Annotated in this window: 25 protein-coding genes; 23 read left to right on the top strand and 2 right to left on the bottom strand. The window is 55.1% G+C overall.

Going from position 1 to position 20,410, the window contains the following annotated elements:
- Positions 1 to 53 precede the first annotated feature (53 nt).
- The 16 genes from VHE10_01535 (at position 54) to VHE10_01460 (ending at position 9,830) form a co-directional block, all read left to right on the top strand.
- On the top strand, positions 54 to 824 hold the full coding sequence (locus tag VHE10_01535) for a DUF817 family protein (protein ID HVU06455.1): 771 nt from the start codon (positions 54 to 56) through the stop codon (positions 822 to 824).
- 65 nt (positions 825 to 889) lie between these two features.
- Positions 890 to 1,354 (top strand): hypothetical protein, encoded by a 465-nt coding sequence (locus tag VHE10_01530; protein HVU06454.1) that lies wholly within the window; start codon positions 890 to 892, stop codon positions 1,352 to 1,354.
- 264 nt (positions 1,355 to 1,618) lie between these two features.
- Entirely contained in the window at positions 1,619 to 1,807 is a 189-nt protein-coding gene (locus VHE10_01525) for a DUF6496 domain-containing protein (protein HVU06453.1), read from the top strand.
- Positions 1,807 to 2,265 (top strand): hypothetical protein, encoded by a 459-nt coding sequence (locus VHE10_01520; protein ID HVU06452.1) that lies wholly within the window; start codon positions 1,807 to 1,809, stop codon positions 2,263 to 2,265. The genes VHE10_01525 and VHE10_01520 overlap by 1 nt, the downstream gene beginning before the upstream one ends.
- On the top strand, positions 2,249 to 2,731 hold the full coding sequence (locus tag VHE10_01515) for a peptidoglycan-binding domain-containing protein (protein HVU06451.1): 483 nt from the start codon (positions 2,249 to 2,251) through the stop codon (positions 2,729 to 2,731). Before VHE10_01520 ends, VHE10_01515 begins: the two co-directional genes overlap by 17 nt.
- A gap of 3 nt (positions 2,732 to 2,734) precedes the next feature.
- Entirely contained in the window at positions 2,735 to 3,826 is a 1,092-nt protein-coding gene (locus tag VHE10_01510; GenBank protein HVU06450.1) for a DUF2914 domain-containing protein, read from the top strand.
- A gap of 41 nt (positions 3,827 to 3,867) precedes the next feature.
- Entirely contained in the window at positions 3,868 to 4,467 is a 600-nt protein-coding gene (locus VHE10_01505) for a hypothetical protein (protein ID HVU06449.1), read from the top strand.
- Between the two features lie 91 nt (positions 4,468 to 4,558).
- Positions 4,559 to 5,614: a tRNA preQ1(34) S-adenosylmethionine ribosyltransferase-isomerase QueA gene (queA, locus tag VHE10_01500; GenBank protein HVU06448.1), complete on the top strand. Its 1,056-nt coding sequence runs from the start codon at positions 4,559 to 4,561 to the stop codon at positions 5,612 to 5,614.
- A gap of 12 nt (positions 5,615 to 5,626) precedes the next feature.
- A complete protein-coding gene (locus tag VHE10_01495) occupies positions 5,627 to 6,502 on the top strand; it encodes a bifunctional 5,10-methylenetetrahydrofolate dehydrogenase/5,10-methenyltetrahydrofolate cyclohydrolase (protein HVU06447.1) in 876 nt (291 codons plus the stop codon).
- A 10-nt stretch (positions 6,503 to 6,512) separates the two neighbouring features.
- Positions 6,513 to 7,298, top strand: coding sequence for an SIMPL domain-containing protein (locus VHE10_01490; GenBank protein ID HVU06446.1), 786 nt, complete (start codon positions 6,513 to 6,515; stop codon positions 7,296 to 7,298).
- Positions 7,299 to 7,389: 91 nt separating this feature from the next.
- The gene (gene secE / locus VHE10_01485) at positions 7,390 to 7,575 is read left to right on the top strand and encodes a preprotein translocase subunit SecE (protein HVU06445.1); all 186 of its coding nucleotides are present in this window, start codon (positions 7,390 to 7,392) and stop codon (positions 7,573 to 7,575) included.
- A gap of 1 nt (position 7,576) precedes the next feature.
- A complete protein-coding gene (gene nusG, locus VHE10_01480; GenBank protein HVU06444.1) occupies positions 7,577 to 8,122 on the top strand; it encodes a transcription termination/antitermination protein NusG in 546 nt (181 codons plus the stop codon).
- Positions 8,123 to 8,141: 19 nt separating this feature from the next.
- A complete protein-coding gene (rplK, locus tag VHE10_01475) occupies positions 8,142 to 8,564 on the top strand; it encodes a 50S ribosomal protein L11 (protein ID HVU06443.1) in 423 nt (140 codons plus the stop codon).
- A 116-nt stretch (positions 8,565 to 8,680) separates the two neighbouring features.
- A complete protein-coding gene (locus VHE10_01470) occupies positions 8,681 to 8,953 on the top strand; it encodes a hypothetical protein (GenBank protein HVU06442.1) in 273 nt (90 codons plus the stop codon).
- 85 nt (positions 8,954 to 9,038) lie between these two features.
- The gene (locus tag VHE10_01465; protein HVU06441.1) at positions 9,039 to 9,215 is read left to right on the top strand and encodes a hypothetical protein; all 177 of its coding nucleotides are present in this window, start codon (positions 9,039 to 9,041) and stop codon (positions 9,213 to 9,215) included.
- Between the two features lie 93 nt (positions 9,216 to 9,308).
- Positions 9,309 to 9,830 carry a cytidine/deoxycytidylate deaminase family protein gene (locus VHE10_01460; GenBank protein HVU06440.1) on the top strand — a complete coding sequence of 174 codons (522 nt, stop codon included), beginning with the start codon at positions 9,309 to 9,311 and terminating at the stop codon, positions 9,828 to 9,830.
- A 41-nt stretch (positions 9,831 to 9,871) separates the two neighbouring features.
- Here the strand turns inward: VHE10_01460 and VHE10_01455 are convergent, their stop codons facing one another.
- Positions 9,872 to 10,315 carry a hypothetical protein gene (locus VHE10_01455; GenBank protein ID HVU06439.1) on the bottom strand — a complete coding sequence of 148 codons (444 nt, stop codon included), beginning with the start codon at positions 10,313 to 10,315 and terminating at the stop codon, positions 9,872 to 9,874.
- A gap of 60 nt (positions 10,316 to 10,375) precedes the next feature.
- Positions 10,376 to 11,671 carry an FAD-dependent thymidylate synthase gene (locus VHE10_01450; GenBank protein ID HVU06438.1) on the bottom strand — a complete coding sequence of 432 codons (1,296 nt, stop codon included), beginning with the start codon at positions 11,669 to 11,671 and terminating at the stop codon, positions 10,376 to 10,378.
- A gap of 26 nt (positions 11,672 to 11,697) precedes the next feature.
- Between VHE10_01450 and glyA the strand changes: the two genes are divergently transcribed.
- The 7 genes from glyA to VHE10_01415 are packed head-to-tail and all read left to right on the top strand — an operon-like array spanning position 11,698 to position 20,391.
- Positions 11,698 to 12,867, top strand: coding sequence for a serine hydroxymethyltransferase (gene glyA, locus VHE10_01445; GenBank protein HVU06437.1), 1,170 nt, complete (start codon positions 11,698 to 11,700; stop codon positions 12,865 to 12,867).
- A 1-nt stretch (position 12,868) separates the two neighbouring features.
- Entirely contained in the window at positions 12,869 to 13,570 is a 702-nt protein-coding gene (gene tmk, locus VHE10_01440) for a dTMP kinase (GenBank protein ID HVU06436.1), read from the top strand.
- Entirely contained in the window at positions 13,570 to 14,004 is a 435-nt protein-coding gene (dut, locus tag VHE10_01435; protein ID HVU06435.1) for a dUTP diphosphatase, read from the top strand. The genes tmk and dut overlap by 1 nt, the downstream gene beginning before the upstream one ends.
- Before the next feature lies 1 nt (position 14,005).
- Complete coding sequence (gene argS, locus VHE10_01430; GenBank protein ID HVU06434.1) at positions 14,006 to 15,727, top strand: arginine--tRNA ligase; 1,722 nt, start codon at positions 14,006 to 14,008, stop codon at positions 15,725 to 15,727.
- A 38-nt stretch (positions 15,728 to 15,765) separates the two neighbouring features.
- Positions 15,766 to 16,299: a hypothetical protein gene (locus VHE10_01425; protein HVU06433.1), complete on the top strand. Its 534-nt coding sequence runs from the start codon at positions 15,766 to 15,768 to the stop codon at positions 16,297 to 16,299.
- 54 nt (positions 16,300 to 16,353) lie between these two features.
- A complete protein-coding gene (locus VHE10_01420; protein ID HVU06432.1) occupies positions 16,354 to 19,878 on the top strand; it encodes a class I tRNA ligase family protein in 3,525 nt (1,174 codons plus the stop codon).
- Between the two features lie 12 nt (positions 19,879 to 19,890).
- Entirely contained in the window at positions 19,891 to 20,391 is a 501-nt protein-coding gene (locus VHE10_01415; protein HVU06431.1) for a recombination protein O N-terminal domain-containing protein, read from the top strand.
- Positions 20,392 to 20,410: the final 19 nt, after the last annotated feature.

Genomic DNA, 20,410 nt, shown 5'->3' with positions numbered 1-20,410 from the left:
TATTGAATATTTCCAATGGACACTTTGTCTCTTCAGCGGTGGTTATAGATTCTGTGATTTCCGAGTTTTTTATCTTCATAAGGAAACAAGCCTCATGCTCGCTCTTCGGCGGGCTGATGCTGTTTTTCCTTTTAGCCACGAAATACGCGTCGGTGCCGGGGATAGAGAGGTATGACCTCTTGTTCATATTGGCCGTCGTCACGCAGGTCGTCCTCATCGTCGCGAAACTGGAAACGCCCCGCGAAGTCATCGCCATCATCGTCTTCCATATCTGCGCCATGTGCATGGAGATATTCAAGACGTCGCCCGGAGTGGGGTCGTGGGCATATCCCGAACATGCCGTGCTCGCGATCGGCACGGTGCCGCTCTTCACGGGCTTTCTCTACTCAGCCGTCGGCTCGTACATGGCACGAGCGTGGAGGATAAACGAATTCGTATTCACCGATATGCCGAGCAAGATCGTGCTGTCGCTGGCTGGTCTTCTTATCTATATCAATTTCTTCACGAACCATTACGTCCATGACGTCCGTTGGCTCATCTTCGCTCTGCTCATAGTCATTTTTTGGAGAACCAAGCTCCGCGTCGAGCTCACGGATAGGCGATACACGTTCCATCCTCTCTTCACTAACGCCTTGCTCGCGCTGTTCGTATGGCTCGCCGAACAGATCGGCACCTTCGCGCGCGTCTGGGTGTATCCGAATCAGGCTGTCAGCTGGAACCCTGTTTCATTCCAGAAATTCACGTCGTGGTACATGCTCCTGATCTTCTCTTTCATCCTCATCATGCTTTTGCACAAGGAGGCGCGTATAGGAGACGGGAAGTAATATTGACTTTATATATGTTTATGTTATAATGCAAACCAGATAGTCAATTCAACGAAAGGCTCTCTTTGAAAGGAAAAACGGTCAGATACGAATCGTCGGGAGGTTTTCTTCCTCTCAACGAAGTCGTGTATGTGATATATGGTCGGCAGATCGTGTTCAGCGGTCTGCATTCGGCTAAAGAGGGACGGGTCGGGTCTACCATCAATTTCGCCGAGCAGATCATTGCTGCTATCGCGAAGGCGGAGAAGCTCGATCCGAGGCGGCACCAGTTCCTCGATCTCCAGACCCATAAGGGGTATGGACGCTACAAGCCGGGGAATTTTGCGTTCAATCTCCTTAAGCCAATCTGGCAAAAGGGGTGTGAGCTCCCTGTCGGAATGAGTTGGTGCGAAGGCCATCCTGATCTCAAGGTGATAGAGGATTTCTCGGAATGCATTTGGGGCGACAACTCCAGATCAACGCCGAGGAACCTGCCTGTTGCTTTTGGAAGCTTGAAGTCGTTTCGCGAGTCATGTCCTGTAATTAAATAATCCTGCCCGTGCGCGAATGCGCACGGGCTTTTTTTCGGAAAGAAATTCTTTCCCCATGCGTATAGATATACAAGAGCCGATCATCGCAACACCCTCATGTCGGCTCTTCTTAACCTTAAACCCAATCAATATGAACGATAAGGACACAGAGAAGAATTAGCTTGATGGTAATCAAATAGCGCATCGTGAGTAAAAAGCCGCTGAGCACCCCTCGTGCGGCTTTTTACGTACTATCTTCGGTTACTGGGTAATCCGAAAACGAGTATGGCACGAAAATACGGCAAAAAATCGCAGGCAAAAGTGAAAAAGGCTATGCTTGAATACAAGCGCAGCGACCTGAAATCGGGGCGAAGCGGCAAAAAGGTGACCAGCAGGAAGCAGGCGATAGCGATCGGCCTCTCCGAAGCCCGCAAAGCGGGAGCCAAAGTGCCGAAAAATCCGCATCAGAAATAGTGAACAGGGACAAACGCGCATTTATCATGACTGGCGGGGTATTCATTGCGGCTTTTGCGTTGAGCCTTCGATATTCGTTGATGCGCGACGGCCTGTGTCTGCCGTATTTCGGCTGCAATGCAGGCATATTCGGATATGACGGATTCCTCCATATACTGAACGGTCTCGCTCTGCCGTTCGGATTCGCATGGCTCGGCAAGGGCCGGGTCAGAAGCCCGCTCTATCTATTATCTCTGGTCGCGCTCGTCGCCGTCGGATGGGAAGCGGCTGAATTCGCGTATGACCATATCCGTATAGTCCTTTTCCATATAAATCTAACGGATCCGAATCAAATGGCGCAGCCGACTAATACCGATACCATGGGCGATCTTATTCTTGAAACCTTAGGGGCGATTCCGGCGATTATCTCTCTAAAAGCGGGAAATCTGCTAGAATGCCTTCATGGAAAAGAAGAATAAGATATTCAGGAATTCGGTCATCGCAGCTAGCGTCGTCATTCTTATAGGTGCCGCGTTCCTGTATTTTGGCCCGCATATGGCGCAGGCTCCGTTCTGTTTCGATTTCGTTCACGATACCCAGTTCGGCGATAGGAAAGTCGAGCACCCATCGAATATCGGCTTCGGCGGTCCCGGCGGCGTCATGTATTATCTCCCCGAAGTCCCGGCCCTTCAGAAGGCTCTCGAAAAGCAGGGCTTCTATATCGATCCGTATGAGACGACCGGAGGGAAAGTCTACGCCGGCGCGTTCTTCGGTCCGTCCACTCGCGCCGCCGTCATGGAGTTCCAGAAAGATCACGGCCTCTCGGAGACGGGCGAAGCGACGAACGATGTCATCGATATCCTCGCGCCTCTCTATGCATGCCCGAAGGCCGCGGCGACCTCGACCGAAACCTATACGCTCGGGACAACGACCCCGAAAAAGTAATCAATGTTCGAACGAACCAGGGCATTTTTCAAGAAGTACGAAAGGTACGTTTCGCCCGTCACCTTGGTCATCGGCTTTACCTTCGACAGCCTTACCCTGCGCAGGATAGACGTCTTCTATAGCAACTTCCTCCTCATCAGCTATCTGGTCCTGTCGGCGGGTTCGATCATGCTCCTCAATTTCCACGAGCATCGCCGCATGACCCGCGGGCAGATGGAGAGGTCGGAGACGATCCACATGCTGTCGGTGTTCACCATGCAGTTCTGCCTCGGCGGTCTCTTCAGCGCGTCCTTCCTGTTCTATTCGCGGTCAGGCTCGATCATAGCGAGCTGGCCCTTCCTCCTCATGATCGCGGGCTACGTCATCGGCAACGAACTGCTCCGCAAGAACTATATCCGCCTCGGCTTCCAGATCGCCGTCTTCTTCACGGCGCTCTTCTCGTACCTCATATTCTTCCTTCCGGTCATATTCGGAAAGATGGGCGATGCGATGTTCCTCCTGTCGGGCATAGCCAGTCTTATTATTACCGGCGTGTTCGTATACGTGCTCTCGTGGTTCGCTCCGGCCCGCACGTCCAAGAGCGCTCCGTTGCTCATAGTCTCCCTTGGAGGGCTTTTTGCCCTTATAAACGGGCTTTATTTCACCAATCTGATGCCGCCGATACCTTTGGCGCTGAAAGAGGCGGGCGTGTACCGGTCTATCGAGAGGCTCCCTGACGGCACCTATCGCACGGTGGGCGAGAAGCAGCAATGGTTCAATATTCTCACCCCTGACCCAGTCATCCACGTGGATCCGAATGGGGCGCTCTTCGCGCTCACGGCGGTATTCGCGCCGACGAACCTCGCGACCGATATTATCCACGAATGGCAGAAATACGATCCGGAGAAAAGGGATTGGGCCACGGTGAGCGACATCGGCCTCTCTATAACCGGCGGGAGGGAGAAGGGTTTCCGCACGTTCTCGCGCATGGAGGACGTCACGCCAGGGCTCTGGAGGGTGAACGTCGAGACCCCGCGCGGCCAATTGATCGGCCGTATGACGTTCTCGGTCGCGGAATCGACGGGCGGCGAGACTCTCTTTACGGAAGTCAATTAAGCTGTTAGGTTGTGCTATACTTAGGATTCAAGATTAATTTTATGAATAAAAAAGGAATAATCGCAGTCATCGTTATTATCATCCTCGCCGTCGCGGGCTATATGGTCTGGGGCGGCAAGGGATCTTCGACCGTCTCGAACCCGGTCGTTACGACCCCCGTCGAAGTCCCTGAAGGCGTGACGAAGGACACTTTCGCTCCCGTCACAGCCGACACCGCCGACACGTCCCTTCTCGGCAGGCTCAAGAACGTATCGGTTTCGGCTGCCGAAACCGGCAGCCGCGTCGCTCTCGTGAACGGCAAGGCTAGCTTCAATGCCGACGGCGTCAAAGGCTCGATCGCTCTCGGCGACACCGCAGTCGAGGCGTCCATGGGCGGCTCGAAGTACGTATTCACCACGATCGGCGTCACCACGGGTCCTACGACCTATCAATACGCGGTGCTCTTCACCGACAACGGCACGCTCGCTGACCAGTCGTACAACCTTATCGGTTCTAACGTGACCGTCACCGGCATCCGCGCCGACGAGGTATCGGGCGGCCTCGTTGTGACCGTGGCCTACAAGCAGGGCGGCACGGCAAAGAACAAGATCATGGTCGTAGAGAACGGCGCCTTCAACCCGGCGAAGGATATAAACTTCTAATCCTCTAGCAAATATATAAAAACCACCCCAGGCCTGGCGGGGTGGTTTTTATATATTTGCTACGGTACTAAAAATAGATAAGCTTAGAGCCATGAAATCAGGCTCGAAATCGTCCGAAGATATCCTTCCCGAATACGCTTATGAGTTGCCGCCGGAATTAGTGGCGAATGCGCCTGCGGAGCCGAGGGATTCGGCGCGCCTCCTCGTATATGGCGTAGGATCGGATATGGTGGCGGACGCTGTTTTCCGTGATCTCGCCGACTACATCCCGAAGGGCGCGCTTCTCGTCATGAACGAGACCAAGGTCGTCCCTGCGCGCGTCGTACTGTCTAAAAAGACGGGAGGCAAGGTCGAGATACTCTTCTCTGTGAACGAATGGGATAAGGCTTCAGACGAAGTGTCGGGCATTTCCGACCGCAAGCTCGTCGCGGGCGACTCGCTCTTCTTTGACGGGTGCCAGATCTGTTCTGTCGTCGGGCAGGATGAAAATATATTCGCGTTCAAGCTCGCGCTCGCACCCGCGGGATTTCTACGATTCCTGGAAAGTTCGGGCGTCATGCCGGTCCCGAAATACATAAAGGATTCGCCTCTTTCTGAAACGGAGATCAAGGAGCGATATCAGACCACGTTCGCCAAAAACCCCGGCTCCATAGCCGCGCCGACGGCATCGCTCCATTTCACCGATGCCGTATTCAAAAAGCTTCGGGTAAAAGGTGTTGAGACCGCGTTCCTCACGCTCCATGTCGGCGCGGGAACGTTCGCGCCTGTGACTGATCGTGAGATCGGCAGCGGCAAGCTCCACGAAGAATTTTTTACAGTTCCCGAAGATGTCCGTGCCGCGATCAAGAAAGCCAAAAGGGAGGGGCGGCCCGTCATCGCCGTCGGCACGACCGCTCTGCGCGCTCTCGAATCGTCCGCTCGCGGCGCGGAGATATCGACCGACATATTCATTAAAAAGCCTTTCGCCTTCAAGGTCGCGGACGGCCTCATCACCAATTTCCACGTTCCGCGGTCGTCTCTCATGTGCCTCGTGGACGCATTCCTTGATTTCAAGGAATCTCCGAAAGGTATCCTCGATATCTATCGTCATGCCATAGAGGGGCGCTATCGCTTCTATTCTTTCGGAGACGCGATGTTCATTCTGTAGTATATTCAGCCCATGCCATTACTCCTCGACGGAAAAAAAGCCCGCGATTTTCACAAGGCGAAGCTCGCCGAAAGGGTTACCGCGTTCGAAAGAAAGCGCCATATCAAGCCATGTCTCGCCATAATCCAGATCGGCGACAATCCGGAATCGAGCATATATATAGAGCAAAAGAAGAAATTCGCCGCGGCCATAGGCGTATCGGTCGAGCACGTTCGATTCTCTGAAGATGCATCGCAGGACGGCGTCTTGGAGGAGATCGTCGCTCTTAATGCCGACAAAAAGATCCACGGCATCATCGTCCAGCTCCCGGTGCCTGCGCATATCAATAAGCTTGCCCTTATAAATGCGATAGATCCGAAAAAAGACGTTGACGGGCTCACGGACGAGAACCAAAAGCTTCTCGAACAGGGCAATCCGCGTTTTATTCCCGCTACCGCGAAGGGCGTCATGATGCTCCTCGATTTCTATAACATCTCCGTAAGAGGGAAGAATGCCGCTGTATTCGGCCGATCGCGCCTCGTCGGCGGCCCTATAGCGTCACTTTTTCAATCGAGGGGCGCGAGGGTATCCGTCATCCATTCTCAAACAGCCGAGCCTCAGAGGATAAGCCGCGAAGCCGATATCGTCGCCGTCGCCATCGGCAAGCCTTCGTACGTCACCAAAGATTTCATAAAAAAGAGCGCCATCGTCGTCGATGTCGGCATCAACAGCGTCGCCGGAGCGAAATCGGAAGAAGGGATCCCGAAGCGATCTCTCGCTGGCGACGTCGATTTCGCGGCCGTATCGGATATCGTTTCAGTCATCTCTCCCGTGCCCGGCGGCGTCGGACCGATGACTGTTCTGGCATTATTTGATAATCTTATGGTCTCGGCGGAAAAACCCGAGTAAAATAACAATTATGGAAAATCTCTTCAGTCAGAAGCAGTTCAAGAATCTCGCATATGCGCTCCTCGCTCTCCTTATCGCATTCGTCGCCGCTAAAACGGTGTCGGAGCTCAAGGGAATGAGCTATATCGGCGCAGGCGTTCCGTCTTCCGATACCATCACCGTTTCGGGCACGGGCGAGGTCGTGACCGCTCCGGATATCGCGACGTTCACGTTCGCGGTCGAAAAAGAAGGCGCTTCGGTCCCTGAAGCCCAGAAAAAGTCGGCTGACGGCATGAATGCCATCCTCGATTACCTTAAGAAAGCGGGCATCGAAGACAAGGACATCAAGACCGAGTCGTACAACATCTATCCTCGTTACGACTATGTCCAGACCTCGATGTATGGCGGCGGCAAGCAGGTTCTCGCGGCATACGTCGTATCGCAGAACGTGACCGTAAAGGTGCGCGACCTCGACAAGGCAGGCGAGCTCCTTTCGGGCATCGGCGAGTACGGCGCCACGAATATATCGGGCCTTACGTTCTCGGTCGACGACCATGTCAAAGTCGAGCGCCAGGCTCGCGACGCGGCTATCGCCGACGCGCGAGAGCAGGCGGAGATCCTCGCGAAATCCCTCGGCGTAAAGATCGTCAGGCTCGTAAGCTTTAACGAATCGAACTACGGCTATCCGACGCCGATCTACTACGCAAAGGATATGGCGTACGGCATGGGCGGTGCGGCTAACCAGTCCGCGCCTTCCATTCCTACGGGAGAGAACAAGATCACGTCGAACGTCTCGCTCACGTACGAGATCCGATAGGCTTGCTTTTTCCGAAAGACGCGATACCATATAAAAACCTAGCCCTCCGGGGCGGTTTTTATTAACAAAAAGGGGCGAAAGCCCTTATACCATGAAACTCACCGAATATATCAAAGAGACCCGCGGCGAAATGAAGCACGTCAATTGGCCGACCCGAAGCCAGGCGATGAACTATACGCTCCTCGTCATCGGCGTCTCGGTCGCGACGATGGTCGTCCTTTCGATCGCGGACTACGTCTTCTCTCTCGGCCTCGAGAAATTCATTCTCAACAAATAATATGTCGAAACAGCAAACAGGCGGTGAACGCCACTGGTACGCGATCCATACGTACGCAGGATACGAGAACGCCGTCGCGCGAAACCTCCGCCAGCGCATAGACTCGCTCAACATGACGGACAAGATCTTCAACGTCCTCGTCCCTACAGAGAAGAAGATCAAGGTCAAGGGCGGCAAGCGCGTCGAGGAAGAGGAGAAGGTCTATCCGGGCTATATCCTCGTGGATATGATCGTGACCGACGATTCATGGTTCGTCGTCCGAAACACGCCTCGCGTTACCGGCTTCGTCGGTTCGGGCGTGCATCCGGTGCCTTTGACCCAGAAGGAGATGGACCATCTCATGGGCCGTATGGACACTAGCTCGGTCAAGCACGAGATCAATCTCGCTACCGACGACGCGGTCAAGATCGCCGACGGTCCGTTCAAGGACCTCGAAGGCAAGGTCGCGGAAGTGGATACCGAGCGCGGCAAAGTAAAGGTCCTCGTCTCGATGTTCGGCCGCGAAACCCCGGTCGAACTCGATTTCTTGCAAGTTAAGAAGCTTTAATATAATCTAGGCACTCTATATGGCAAAGAAAGTAACCAAAGTATTGAAGCTCCAGATTCCGGGCGGCAAGGCCGTTCCCGGCCAGGCTCTCGGCCCTGCGCTCGGCGGCGCCGGCATCAACATCGGCGAATTCGTGAAGCGATTCAACGACGAGACCAAGACCCGCGTAGGCGAGACCGTCCCTACCATCATCGAGGTATACGATGACCGAACCTACAAGATGATCTACAAGACCGAGCCTGCTTCCCAAATGATCCTCAAGACGCTCAAGAAGGAGCTGGGATCGGGCAAGCCGAACTCGGTAAAGGTAGGCACGCTCACCAAGGCCCAGGTCAAAGCTATCGCCGAGAAGAAGCTCCCTGACCTCAATACCGCGGATGTGAACGCCGCGATGAAGATGATCGAAGGCACTGCCCGGAACATGGGCGTAGACGTTAAATAAAAAACAAGAGGGCTCCGGAAGATCCACTCGGATGTAGAGGATCCTCCGGAGCCCTCTTGTCTTCATCAACACGGCCTGGCTTGCAAGAAACGGGGAAGAGGCGTATTCTCCCTTTTGTGATTGCTCCTCGACTGCTGTTCTTGCTTCTCGCAGGCACGCCTCTCGTTGCCGCCCCGTCTGTAGCGGCGACAAAGGAGAAGGTGATCGCCCGCGCGGTGAGCGAGCATCGCTCGATGCCCGCGATGATCGCCCCCGACCGTCTGACGGTCGAGGTCTTCGTCGCTGCGAGCGATGTCTCCGGGCCGTCTTGGCCCCGACAATCGGAACGCAGGACGGGCAGCGGACGGCGCTTTGCTGTGCCGTTCGATTGGCTCGATCCGGCGAACTAACCAAAAAGCCGCGGATCACGGAAGTGACCCGCGGCTTTTTACTGTGCTTTCGGCGATGATATACTTTCATCGAATGATCCTCTTTATGAATGAAACACATGCCCCTTTGCACGATTCCCCGGCGAAACCGCTTCTCTCGGTGATGAACAAAAGCGCGCTCGAAGGCTTGGCGGCTCTTGCCGCGTGGGAGATGGGCGGGCACGTTCCGCCCATAGCTCCGTCGCCGCCGCTTCGCGCCGATTCTGTCACGGCCCCCAAATAACCTTTTCTCGAGCCTGCTCTCCGGAGCAGGCTTTTTTCTTTATCCAAACAAAGGTATGATTCGGGCATGGCAAAAAGCTCCAAAGCGAAAACCATGAAAAAAGCCGCGGCGATTCCTTCTCCGGTCACTGCGAAACATGTCCGTCCGTCGTGGGACGGATATTTTATCAAGATATCCGACGTGGTAGGCGAGAGGGCAACCTGCGATCGCGGCCGTTCCGGTTGCGTCATCGTCAAAGACAAGCGCATACTCGTCACCGGCTATGTCGGCGCTCCGGCAGGCGTCGCTCACTGCGACGAAGCCGGGCACGAGATGCACACGGTCGTCCATGAAGACGGCTCGCAGTCGAAACACTGCATCAGGACGACCCATGCCGAGCAGAACGCTATCGCCAATGCCGCGCGCGACGGCGTCCCGGTGAACGGCGCGACGCTCTATTGCCATATGACGCCCTGCTATACCTGCGCGAAGATCCTGATAAATTCAGGCATCATCCGCGTTGTGGCCGCTAAAGACTATCATGCATCGAAGCGCTCCAAGGAGGTCTTTAAGGAGGCGGGCGTAAAGCTCGATATCGTCGATCCGTCGGTAGAGACCTATCCGAATATGAAATAATAAAAAGCCGCCCTCGAAAGGGCGGCTTCGCATTCCGGATATCATCGGCGGAGGCGATCGAGGGCTTCGGAAATGGCAGGTCCCGTTTCCGAGAACTCCTTGAAAGTCCGGATAGGCGTTCCGGCTCCCTTCAGGCAGTCGGCCGCATAGCGGCTCACTCTCACGCCTTCCCGGGCAAAGCCGAGGACAGGCTTTCCGCCGCCGTTCTCGACCCGATTGACGACTTCGCCGCCGCGGCCGTCCGAACCGTCGTTCGAAAGATACAGGACGATCATGAGGTCCGCGGCCTTTACGCGCTCGGTGTCGTATGCGTAGATGTCCGCAACGGGTTGGGGCTCCCAGCGTTCGAGGTCGAACGCCCATTTCAGGATCTCGACGTCGAATGTCGCCGGGAGCCATTTCATGAATGCTCGAACCTCGTCTTTCTCCGCTTCCGTCTTCACATGGGTCAGAGACAGGGCGACGTAGACTTTCAGTTTTTCCATTTCAAACCTCCTTTGGTTTAATTCTCACTGCACCCTACAGGAGGCTTTGAATCCAGTCAATTATTTCTTCACGATATCGTGATTGCCGCGCTTGATGTTCCAGGTGCCAGGCGTCAGATCGTGATGCATGGCGATGCCGGGAACGGCTTCCTTGATCGCGTCACCCATCCTCTGCGCTTGGACGCGAAGCGTCGGGTGTACGGTGTCCGACGAGCGTAATTCGGCGGTATAGACGGCTGCGGGAAGCGGCGCGGTCATCTTTACGGCAACGGTGTATCCCATGGCGATGTAATATTGCCTGATCTCGGGCGTCGCATCGAGTCTCGCGATGCGATCTTCCTGTTCCTTTAATACCTTTACGGCTTCGCCGCGCAGGTCTTCAGGGAGCTGTTCGAGATACCACGGATAGAAGCCGTGACGGGTAGAGAGAAGGGGCATCTCCTGGATGCAGCTTCGGTGGCGCTGAAGGTCGCGGTACGAGCCGAAATCGAGAGGGAAAGCGAATACTATATTGCCGTACTGGCGCATGCGCTGATGCAATTCTGCCTTCGCAGGCCTCTCGGCGAGGAGCTTCTGGTGCTTTGCGAGGCCGTTCAGGTCGAGCATGCGCGCGTCATATGAGAACCCTTTGACAGCTTCCGCATCGTCGAAGAACGCGAATTGCCTCATGCTCTCCTCGACATATGCTTCTTCCATCGGATATTCCTTGTGGGAGAAGCTCGACGCATATTTTTTCTTGAGCTCGTCATGGATCAAAGCGGCAGTCTCGCGCACTTCGGCCAATGGATGGTGGCGCATCTCTTTGATGTGATCGTATGCCTGGCGGAGGTTGGTGTGCCATGCGGCGTACGTCGTTACGCCGGCAGGCAGGAAGCCGCGGGCGATGTCGAATGCGCGAGCTTTGACCGCTTTCTCATATACTGTCTCCTTCTGTTCGGGCTGGATAGGGAAGCGCTGTTTCAGGACAGGCACGAGCTTGTCGAGGGCATAGCGATAGAATCGCATCCATTCGTCCTGGATAGCCTTGCTGTCAGGGGTGCCGACAGGATCGACGACTTCTTGCGCAGCCATATCGAGATATCGCGTCGAGGCTTCCTGGCCGTTATACAAAGGCCAATCCTGGATAGCCTTGGCGACGAGCATCGAAACGTTCTCGGCGAATATAGACGTCGTGCCGCAGTCGCCGATGGACTTGTGCCCATAGCCGACGTAATACGATGACATGAATTTCTCGGCGCCTTTCTCGCGGACTTGGACCAAATGGTCTTTGACGCTGCGGGGATCGCGGGAATAAAGCGCTTGCACCATCGCTCCAGGCTCCGGTGAAAGGTCGTCTACGATGATGATTTCTCTCATGCTGCTTATTGTAATAGAATGGGCTTATGAAAGACAAACAGGCAGAAAAGCTGATCAAGGCGGAGCAGAAGAGGCAGAAATCGGTCGTCAATCTCATCGCGTCGGAGAACTATGTGTCGAAGGACGTACTCGACGCTCTCGGTTCCGAGCTCACGAATAAATATGCCGAAGGTTATTCGGGTAAGCGCTATTACGGCGGCAATGCGATCGTGGATAAGGTAGAGGACATGGCCGCTGAACGTGCTCTCAAGTTATTCGGCCTTAACCCGGAGGAATGGCATGTAAACACGCAGGCATTATCCGGTTCGCCGGCGAATCTCTCTGTATACGTCGCGCTTTTGGAAAAAGGAGAAAAGGTCATGGGCATGTCTTTGGATCAAGGCGGACATCTGACTCACGGCCATAAAGTCTCTGCCACGGGCAAATTCTGGACCCAGGTGCCATATGGCGTTTCGAAAGAAACCGAAGTCCTCGACTATGCGGAGTTGCGCGATATCGCTCTGCGCGAAAAGCCGAAGATGATCATCGCCGGCTTCACGGCGTATCCGCGTATCGTCGACTGGAAGAGATTTCGCGAGATCGCCGATGCGTGCGGCGCATATCTCATGGTCGACATGTCCCATATCGCGGGTCTCGTCGCGGGCAAGGCATATCCGTCGCCATTCCCGTTTGCCGACATTGTCACGACCACGACCCATAAGACGCTCCGCGGCCCGCGCGGCGCTCTCGTCTTCGCGAAAAAGGACGCCCGCGAGCTCAACAAGAAGATAGACAAGGCTATATTCCCGGGTCTCCAGGGCGGCCCTCATATGAATCAGACGGCCGCCATCGCCGTGGCCCTGAGAGAAGCTGCGTCTCCCGCATTCAAAAAATATGCCGCGCAAGTCATTAAAAACGCGCGGACGCTGGCTGCAGAGCTCGTAAAGCTCGGCTGGAGGGTCATTTCAGGCGGCACTGACAGCCATCTGATACTTCTCGACGTGGCATCACAGGGTGTCAGCGGCAGGGAAGCGTCCGATAAGCTCGAAAAGGCCGGCATAATCGTGAACAAGAACGCCATTCCGTTCGATGCGCGACCGCCTGTTGATCCATCAGGTATCAGACTCGGTACTGCTGGTGAGACCACGCGCGGCAAGAAAGAGAAAGACATGATCGTCCTCGCGAAGCAGATAGATAGGGTCTTGCGGGCGAAATAACATGAGAACGGCGTTTCTCTACTCGAAAGTCTTTTTAACGAACGCCATATCCAAGGCATTCAAGAGGCATGATCCCTCGGAAGGCTATTTCATCGTTATAGACGGAGGCGAAGGATCGGGAAAGGGCACGGTCATAGAGAGGCTCAAGGGAAAATATCCCGCGATCGAATTCTCGCGAGAGCCTGGCGGCACGCCGTATGCTGAAGAGATTCGCGCCGTGATGCTCCAGTCGAAATATGCGAAAGAAGCCAATGCGATCACGCAATTCCTGCTCGTATCCGCCGGTCGCGCCGATCATATGGCAAGAAAAGCCGAGGAGGTCATCGCTTCCGGAAGACATTTCGTCACCGACCGATCCGATTCGACGTCATGGGGCTATCAGATAGGCGGGCAGGAGGGCGGATATAACGTCAAAAAACTTTTCTTCGCAGTGCGAAAGGCCGTGTATAAAAATATCCGTCCCGATCTTCATATAATCCTAGAAGTCGATCCGAAGGAAGGCGCCCGCCGCGTTGCCGCACGAAAGGGCGAGATAAACCATTTCGACGAGCGTAAGCGCGATTTTCACGAGCGAGTCATGAAAGCGTATCGAACCTTCGGAAAGCTTTTCCCCGGAGAGGTCAGGTTCGTTGACGCGAATCGCTCGAAAGACGAAGTCTTCGCGGAGGTTGATTCGATGCTCTCGTCCTATATACTGAAATAATGAAAAAGACCCTCAAAATAATCCTCATGCGCGAGGGCGTGCCGGTGCCTCGATACGCGCTTCCGGGCGATGCGGGCTTCGACCTTTACGTAGGCGAAAAGATCACGCTCGCGCCTATGGAACGCGCTTCCATCAATACGGGGCTCAAAATGGAGATTCCAAAGGGTTGCGTCGGGATCATATATGAAAAATCGGGCCTTTCGTTCAAACACGGTATCATCACATATGGAAACGTAATAGATTCGGGCTACAGGGGCGAAGTAAAGGTCGGCGTCATGAATCTCGGCAAAGAGACCCATATATTCGAGCCGGGCGACAAGGTAGCGCAGATGATCATCCATTCGTATGAAGAGGTTGAGTTCAAGGAAGTGAAGGAAGGCGGGCTCTCCGAATCCGCGCGCGGCGAGCGAGGCTTCGGAAGCACCGGAAAATAATATGGATATAGAGACTAAGATACGGACGGGAATAGAGGGCGCTCTGAAATCTCTCGGCATGTCCGCCGGCGAGATCGTCATCGAGCATCCTGCCGACGCCGCGAACGGCGATTTTGCGACGAACGTGGCGATGGCTCTCGCGAAGCAGGCCAAACAGAATCCGCGCGAGCTCGGCATGAAGCTCGCAGAGGCTTTGCGCGCCCAGCACATCGAATCGGTCGAAAGGATAGACGTCGCCGGTCCCGGCTTCGTCAATTTCTATTTGGCGTCGAGTTTCTATACGAAAGAGCTCGAAACGATACTCAAGCGTAAAGATCTCTACGGCAATTCGAACGAATGGAGAGGCAGGAAAGTGCTCATCGAATACACCGATCCGAATCCGTTCAAGGAATTCCATATCGGTCACCTCATGTCGAACGCTATCGGCGAATCGATCGCGCGCCTCACTGCGTCGCAGGGCGCCAAGATCCGCCGCATGTGCTATCAGGGCGATTTCGGCATGCACGTAGCCAAGGCTCTTTGGGCGATGCAGAAGAACGAGGCGAGTATGCCATCGAAGCGCGCTCCTCTAGAGGAGCGCATCGCATTCCTCGGCGCTTCATACGTCGAAGGCTCGCGCGCGTTCGAAGACGATCCCGCGGCAAAAGAGGTGATCGAAGCGATCAACAAGAAAGTCTTCGAAGGAAAGGAGCGCAAGCTCATGAAGCTCTATAAGCTCGGCAAGAAATGGAGCCTCGATCATTTCGACGGCATATATGAAAAGCTCGGCACCAAATTCGACTATTTCTATCTCGAATCCGAGGTCGCGCATGACGGCGTGGCGCTCGTCGAAGAGTGGCTGGGCAAAGGCGTATTCGAAAAATCTGACGGCGCGACGGTATTTAAGGGCGAGAGATACGATCCAAAGCTCCACACCCGCGTATTCATAAACTCGCAGGGCATTCCGACGTATGAAACGAAAGAGCTCGGCCTCAATACCAAAAAATGGAAGAAGGTCAGGCCTGACGAGTCTATCATCATCACCGCGAACGAGCAGAGCGATTATTTCCGCGTCGTCCTGAAGGCGCTCGAGATCATCGAGCCTGAAGCCGCCCGGGTAACCAAGCACATCGCCCACGGCATGCTCCGCTTCGCCGAAGGCAAGATGTCGTCGCGAAAGGGCAACGTCATCACGGGCGAGTCGCTCATCGCCGACGTCGAAAAGATGGTCACGGAAAAGCTCGCGGCCCGCGAAATGACCGACAAGCAAAAGGCCGAGGCGACCGAGGCCGTCGCCGTCGCCGCCATCAAATATTCGATCCTGCGACAGGTCACGTCGTCGGATATCATCTATGATTTTGATAAGTCCATATCGTTCGAAGGCGATTCGGGCCCGTATCTCCTCTATACCGCCGTCCGCGCTCAATCCGTTTTGGATAAAGCGAAGAAAGAGGGCGTGAAACCGAGGATCGAAAGAAAGGGAGTCATTGTCGGTCCTCTCGAAAAGGCGCTTGCCCGATTCCCTGAAGTCGTCGGCCGATCGGCGCGCGAAGAGGCGCCGCACCACATCGCGACGTATCTCATCGAGCTCTCGTCGGTATTCAATTCCTGGTATGCGAACGTGCCTATCGTCGGCAAAGATGACGGCGAATCGCCGTACAAGGTCGCTCTGACCCAGGCCGTACGCATCGTGCTCGTGAACGGCGCGAAGCTCCTCGGCATGAAGGTGCCGGAGAGGATGTAGTTGACTTTTATCCCTTCAAGATGAGAATGGAAGGGAATATGATCTCTTTACATTCTTCCGCTCAAGATTCCTTTCATAACGTCGGAGAGCTGCTCGATAGAGCTTTAAAGGCGAAAGCCGCCCGGGAATACCAGAGCGTCAATCCAAGAACCGATAATTTTCCGGCGCTCCTCGATCAGTCCGGCGTCGAAGATCCGGATGAATATCTTAAGGCCTGGATCCGCCAGGATTTCGAGAAATCGGGAGGATATTCCGAGTATTCGCGCTATAGGCTCTTCACGGCCATGCCCGGCACCGACGAGATCGTCGTCCCGATCAGGTCTCCGCGGGAATACGCGACGGTTCGCGAGCTCCTCGGCGTCTATCTCGCCAATCGCGCCGCGCTCAGGAGGTTCCTCCGCTTTCACAGGATCGTCGCTTATGGCCGCGACCAGCTCAATCAGTCAGGAGCGTTCGCGGCAGTCTTGTCGCTCGAAAGAGGGAAGCTGTTCCTCCGAAAAATAAGCACTCCTCTCGACGATAAGCTGCTTCTCTCGGACGCGATAATGGTCCGATACAAGGGTTCCGCATAGGCGGGACCTTTTTCTTTCAAAAATCCCTGAAAATTGATACTCTGAAGGCCACGTATGGCAGACGCTCCCAAAACCCAACCGGAAACCAAGCCGAAGACCAAACTGGTCGAAATAGAGGAAAAGATACTTTCTTTTTGGAACGAAAAGGAGATCTTCCAGAAATCTCTCGACAAAAAAGGCAAGGAATTCGTCTTTTATGACGGCCCGCCGTTCGCGAACGGCCTTCCACATTACGGCCACATGCTGGCTTCGTTCATCAAAGACGCCGTTCCGCGCTACAAGACTATGCGCGGGTATCATGTCGCGCGGCGCTGGGGCTGGGACTGTCACGGCCTGCCGGTAGAGAACTTGGTCGAAAAGGAGCTCGGCCTCAGATCGCGAAAAGACATCGTCGATTACGGCATGGAGAGATTCAATGCCGTGGCGGAAGAGAGCGTCCTTCGATACGCCCATGACTGGAGAAAGATCATACCCCGCATCGGCCGCTGGGTAGACATGGATGACGACTATCGCACCATGGACGCGGCATACACCCAGTCCGTCTGGTGGGCGTTCAAGACGCTCTTCGACAAAGGTCTCGTCTACGAAGGCTTCAAGTCTATGCAGATATGTCCGCGATGCGAGACGACGCTCGCCAATTTCGAGGTGAATCAGGGATACAAGGACATCACCGACATATCCGTATTCGTCAAAATGAAGAGGAAGGGGACTCCTCCGAATGAATACTTCATCGCCTGGACCACGACGCCGTGGACGCTTCCCGGAAACGTCGCCTTGGCCGTAGGCGCTGATATCGATTACGCCCGCGTATCGTACGAGAATGCGACATATATCGTCGCGCGCGACCGCGTCGCCGACGTATTCGCGGGCAAGGAGCACGCGCTCGTCTCCGTCATAAAGGGCCGCGAGCTCGTCGGCGACGGATACGAGCCGGCGTTCTCATACTATCTCGACGGCTCTCTCAAGGATGAAAAGAACGGATTCAAGGTATATGCCGCCGATTTCGTCACGACCGAAGACGGTACCGGCATCGTGCATATAGCGCCGGCGTTCGGCGACGATGACATGAAGCTCGGCCAGGCGAACGACCTGCCTTTCATCCAGCACGTGGCTATGAACGGAACGTTCAAGCCGGAAGTCGCCGATTTCGCGGGTCAGCCGGTCAAGCCCAAGTCTGATGAAAAGGACGGTCATCAGAAGACCGATATCGAGATTGTCAAATGGCTCGCTCATCACGGCCTTCTCTTCGACAAGAAGAAGATCGTCCACTCGTACCCCCACTGCTGGCGCTGCGACACGCCGCTCCTCAATTACGCTGCGTCATCGTGGTTCGTCCGCGTCACGTTGTTCAAGGACAAGCTCGTCGCTGCGAACAAAAAAGTCTCTTGGACGCCGGACGATATCCGCGACGGGCGCTTCGGCAAATGGCTCGAAGGCGCCCGCGACTGGGCCATATCGCGCTCGCGCTTCTGGGGCGCCCCTATCCCTGTCTGGAAGGGAGTCGATTCGGGCAAGCTCTATCCGATCGGGGGTATATCCGATCTGGCGAAGCTCATACAGCGATCAGGCAATTCATATACGCTCATCCGCCACGGCGAATCGAAGGCGAACGCTCTCGGCGTTTCGAATTCGAACATAAGTCTCTCCAAAAATTACGGCCTCACCGAAAAGGGCAGACAGCAGATCGCTGAAGCCGCCAAAAAGATCGCCGCGCAAGGCGTCGACGTCATCGTCGCGTCCGATTTCGAGCGCACCAAAGAGACGGCGCGCATGATAGCCGATGCCTGCGGCATACCGGAGAACGAGATCGTCTATGACGTCCGCCTCCGCGAATACAACGTCGGTCCCGACAGGGAAGGCAAGCTGTGGGCCGAGACGGATCGTCACGTCCGCACGCACGGGCTCTTCCCGGGTATGGAAACGCCGGTGGATTTGAAGAAGCGCGTCTTCGAAGCGATGTTCGATATAGATAGAAAATATTCGGGCAAGAAGATCCTCATCGTGAGCCACGGCTCGCCTCTGAACACGATCCTTCATGGGATAGGCGAGACCGCGTCCGAGGACAAGATCCTCCACGACGAGCGCCGCTATTTCCAAAAAACGGGCGAATGCCATCCGTTCGACTTTGTTCGCTTGCCGCATAACAGGGGATTCGATCTCGACCTCCATAGGCCGTATATAGATACGGTCGAATGCGTCGCGCCGGACGGCGAAAAGCTTGTCCGCGTAGCGGAAGTATTCGACTGTTGGTTCGAATCGGGCTCGATGCCGTACGGCGAATCGAACTATCGCGGCAAGGCTTTGGAGCATTTCGATCCGAACGGCAGGCTTGGAGGTCTTTTGGGCGGCGTAAAGGGCTATCCCGCCGATTTCATCGCCGAAGGCCTAGACCAGACTCGCGGCTGGTTCTATTCCATGATGGTCCTCGGCGTCGGTCTCTTCGGAAAGAGCCCGTACAAGAACGTCGTCGTGAACGGCATCATCTTGGCTGAAGACGGCGAGAAGATGTCCAAGCGCCTCAATAACTATCCCGACCCGCTCGAAGTCATCGGCAAATATGGCGCCGACTCTCTCCGCTATTATCTGCTTTCCTCTCCGGTCGTGGCCGCTCAGGACCTCTGCTTCTCTGAAAAAGGCGTAGACGAAGTGTCCAAGAAGCTCATCCAGCGCCTCGACAACGTCCTCGCTTTCTATGAGATGTACGCGAACAGGGGAGAGAGCGAAAAGGCATCGAGAACCGATTCAAAGAGCGTTCTTGACCTCTGGATACGCGCGCGCCTCAATGAGACAAGAAACGAGATGACCGAATATCTCGATTTCTATCAGCTCGATAAGGCCGCGCGACCGTTGATGTCGTTCGTAGACGACCTTTCGACGTGGTACCTGCGCCGATCGCGCGACCGATTCAAATCTGACAACCGCGCCGACAAAGAGGCGGCTCTTTCCACGACCCGATTCGTCCTCGCCGAATTCGCGAAAATAGCCGCGCCCTTCATTCCTTTCTACGCCGACTATCTCTTCAGCCGTATCAGGCGTTCGAACGATCCCGAAAGCGTACACCTCGCAGATTGGCCGGCAGAAGCCTCCGTCGATGGAAAAATCGTGAAGGCGATGGAAGAGACGCGGAAGATCGTGACGATCGCTCTCCAGGAACGATCGAAGGCGAACATCAAGGTCCGCCAGCCTCTCGCCAAGCTGGTCATCAAGAACGCCTCGCTGGGCGCCGACCTCATCGACCTCATCAAAGACGAAGTGAACGTCAAAGCCGTCGGCGTGGACCATACGATAGCCGCTGAAACGGCTCTCGATACGGACGTGACTGAAGGGCTCCGCAAGGAGGGCGTGATCCGAGACCTCATACGCTCGGTCCAGGAGCTTCGCAAGAAAGAGAATCTGACCGTGGACGACAAGGTCTCCCTTGCCCTTGATTCGGATGAGAAGGGCAAAGAGCTCGCGCATGCGTTCCTTCACGATATAAAGAGGATAACGCTCGTCACGGGCATAGAGCATGCCCATCTCCCGCAGGCTGAAGAAATGAAGGTGGAAGAATACTCGTTTCGCATAGCTTTGCGCCGCTAATTGCAGCCTGTCATGTCATACGCGGTCTACAGCACGAGGGGTTTCATCGTCGGGAGCGGTCCTTCCGGCGAAGCGTCCAAGATATATTCGGTCTATACCGAAGACTTCGGCCTCATACGCGCCAAGGCCCAGGGAGTGCGCCTCGCGCAGTCGAAACTGCGCTATAACCTTGACGACTACGCCTTTTGTACCCTTTCGCTCGTAAAAGGAAAGGAGGTCTGGAGGCTTACGGGCGCCGAAAACCTCGACATCTCGCGAAAAGACGCCGATTCGTTCCGCGCTCGCGCGAGGGTGCTGTCGCTCGTCCGACGCCTCGTCCAAGGCCAAGAACGCAACGATGCCCTCTTTCAGGCTCTTATCGCCCTTACTTCCGACGTTCCGCCTAAAGAAACCAATGTTCTTTCCGGCATACTTTCCTCTCTCGGCTATCTCGACCTCGCCGCTCTCGAAGGCAAGGCCGAAAGGGAGGTCATTCAGGCTATAAATAAAGCACTCCAGGAAACGCAGCTCTAACGAGTGCTATAATTCAATC

It is taken from the genome of Candidatus Paceibacterota bacterium (assembly GCA_035546035.1).
GTDB lineage: Bacteria > Patescibacteriota > Minisyncoccia > Phycocordibacterales > UBA6065 > UBA6065.
This window is presented reverse-complemented; position numbering and strand designations above follow the sequence as displayed.

What these genes read in the sequence shown, in the direction of transcription:
- VHE10_01525 (HVU06453.1), top strand. Translation starts at nt 1,619, where the DNA reads ATGGCACGAAAATACGGCAAAAAATCGCAGGCAAAAGTGAAAAAGGCT.
- VHE10_01515 (HVU06451.1), top strand. Translation starts at nt 2,249, where the DNA reads ATGGAAAAGAAGAATAAGATATTCAGGAATTCGGTCATCGCAGCTAGC.
- VHE10_01510 (HVU06450.1), top strand. Translation starts at nt 2,735, where the DNA reads ATGTTCGAACGAACCAGGGCATTTTTCAAGAAGTACGAAAGGTACGTT.
- VHE10_01505 (HVU06449.1), top strand. Translation starts at nt 3,868, where the DNA reads ATGAATAAAAAAGGAATAATCGCAGTCATCGTTATTATCATCCTCGCC.
- queA (HVU06448.1), top strand. Translation starts at nt 4,559, where the DNA reads ATGAAATCAGGCTCGAAATCGTCCGAAGATATCCTTCCCGAATACGCT.
- VHE10_01495 (HVU06447.1), top strand. Translation starts at nt 5,627, where the DNA reads ATGCCATTACTCCTCGACGGAAAAAAAGCCCGCGATTTTCACAAGGCG.
- VHE10_01490 (HVU06446.1), top strand. Translation starts at nt 6,513, where the DNA reads ATGGAAAATCTCTTCAGTCAGAAGCAGTTCAAGAATCTCGCATATGCG.
- secE (HVU06445.1), top strand. Translation starts at nt 7,390, where the DNA reads ATGAAACTCACCGAATATATCAAAGAGACCCGCGGCGAAATGAAGCAC.
- nusG (HVU06444.1), top strand. Translation starts at nt 7,577, where the DNA reads ATGTCGAAACAGCAAACAGGCGGTGAACGCCACTGGTACGCGATCCAT.
- rplK (HVU06443.1), top strand. Translation starts at nt 8,142, where the DNA reads ATGGCAAAGAAAGTAACCAAAGTATTGAAGCTCCAGATTCCGGGCGGC.
- VHE10_01465 (HVU06441.1), top strand. Translation starts at nt 9,039, where the DNA reads ATGAATGAAACACATGCCCCTTTGCACGATTCCCCGGCGAAACCGCTT.
- VHE10_01460 (HVU06440.1), top strand. Translation starts at nt 9,309, where the DNA reads ATGAAAAAAGCCGCGGCGATTCCTTCTCCGGTCACTGCGAAACATGTC.
- VHE10_01455 (HVU06439.1), bottom strand. Translation starts at nt 10,315, where the DNA reads ATGGAAAAACTGAAAGTCTACGTCGCCCTGTCTCTGACCCATGTGAAG.
- VHE10_01450 (HVU06438.1), bottom strand. Translation starts at nt 11,671, where the DNA reads ATGAGAGAAATCATCATCGTAGACGACCTTTCACCGGAGCCTGGAGCG.
- glyA (HVU06437.1), top strand. Translation starts at nt 11,698, where the DNA reads ATGAAAGACAAACAGGCAGAAAAGCTGATCAAGGCGGAGCAGAAGAGG.
- tmk (HVU06436.1), top strand. Translation starts at nt 12,869, where the DNA reads ATGAGAACGGCGTTTCTCTACTCGAAAGTCTTTTTAACGAACGCCATA.
- dut (HVU06435.1), top strand. Translation starts at nt 13,570, where the DNA reads ATGAAAAAGACCCTCAAAATAATCCTCATGCGCGAGGGCGTGCCGGTG.
- argS (HVU06434.1), top strand. Translation starts at nt 14,006, where the DNA reads ATGGATATAGAGACTAAGATACGGACGGGAATAGAGGGCGCTCTGAAA.
- VHE10_01425 (HVU06433.1), top strand. Translation starts at nt 15,766, where the DNA reads ATGATCTCTTTACATTCTTCCGCTCAAGATTCCTTTCATAACGTCGGA.
- VHE10_01420 (HVU06432.1), top strand. Translation starts at nt 16,354, where the DNA reads ATGGCAGACGCTCCCAAAACCCAACCGGAAACCAAGCCGAAGACCAAA.
- VHE10_01415 (HVU06431.1), top strand. Translation starts at nt 19,891, where the DNA reads ATGTCATACGCGGTCTACAGCACGAGGGGTTTCATCGTCGGGAGCGGT.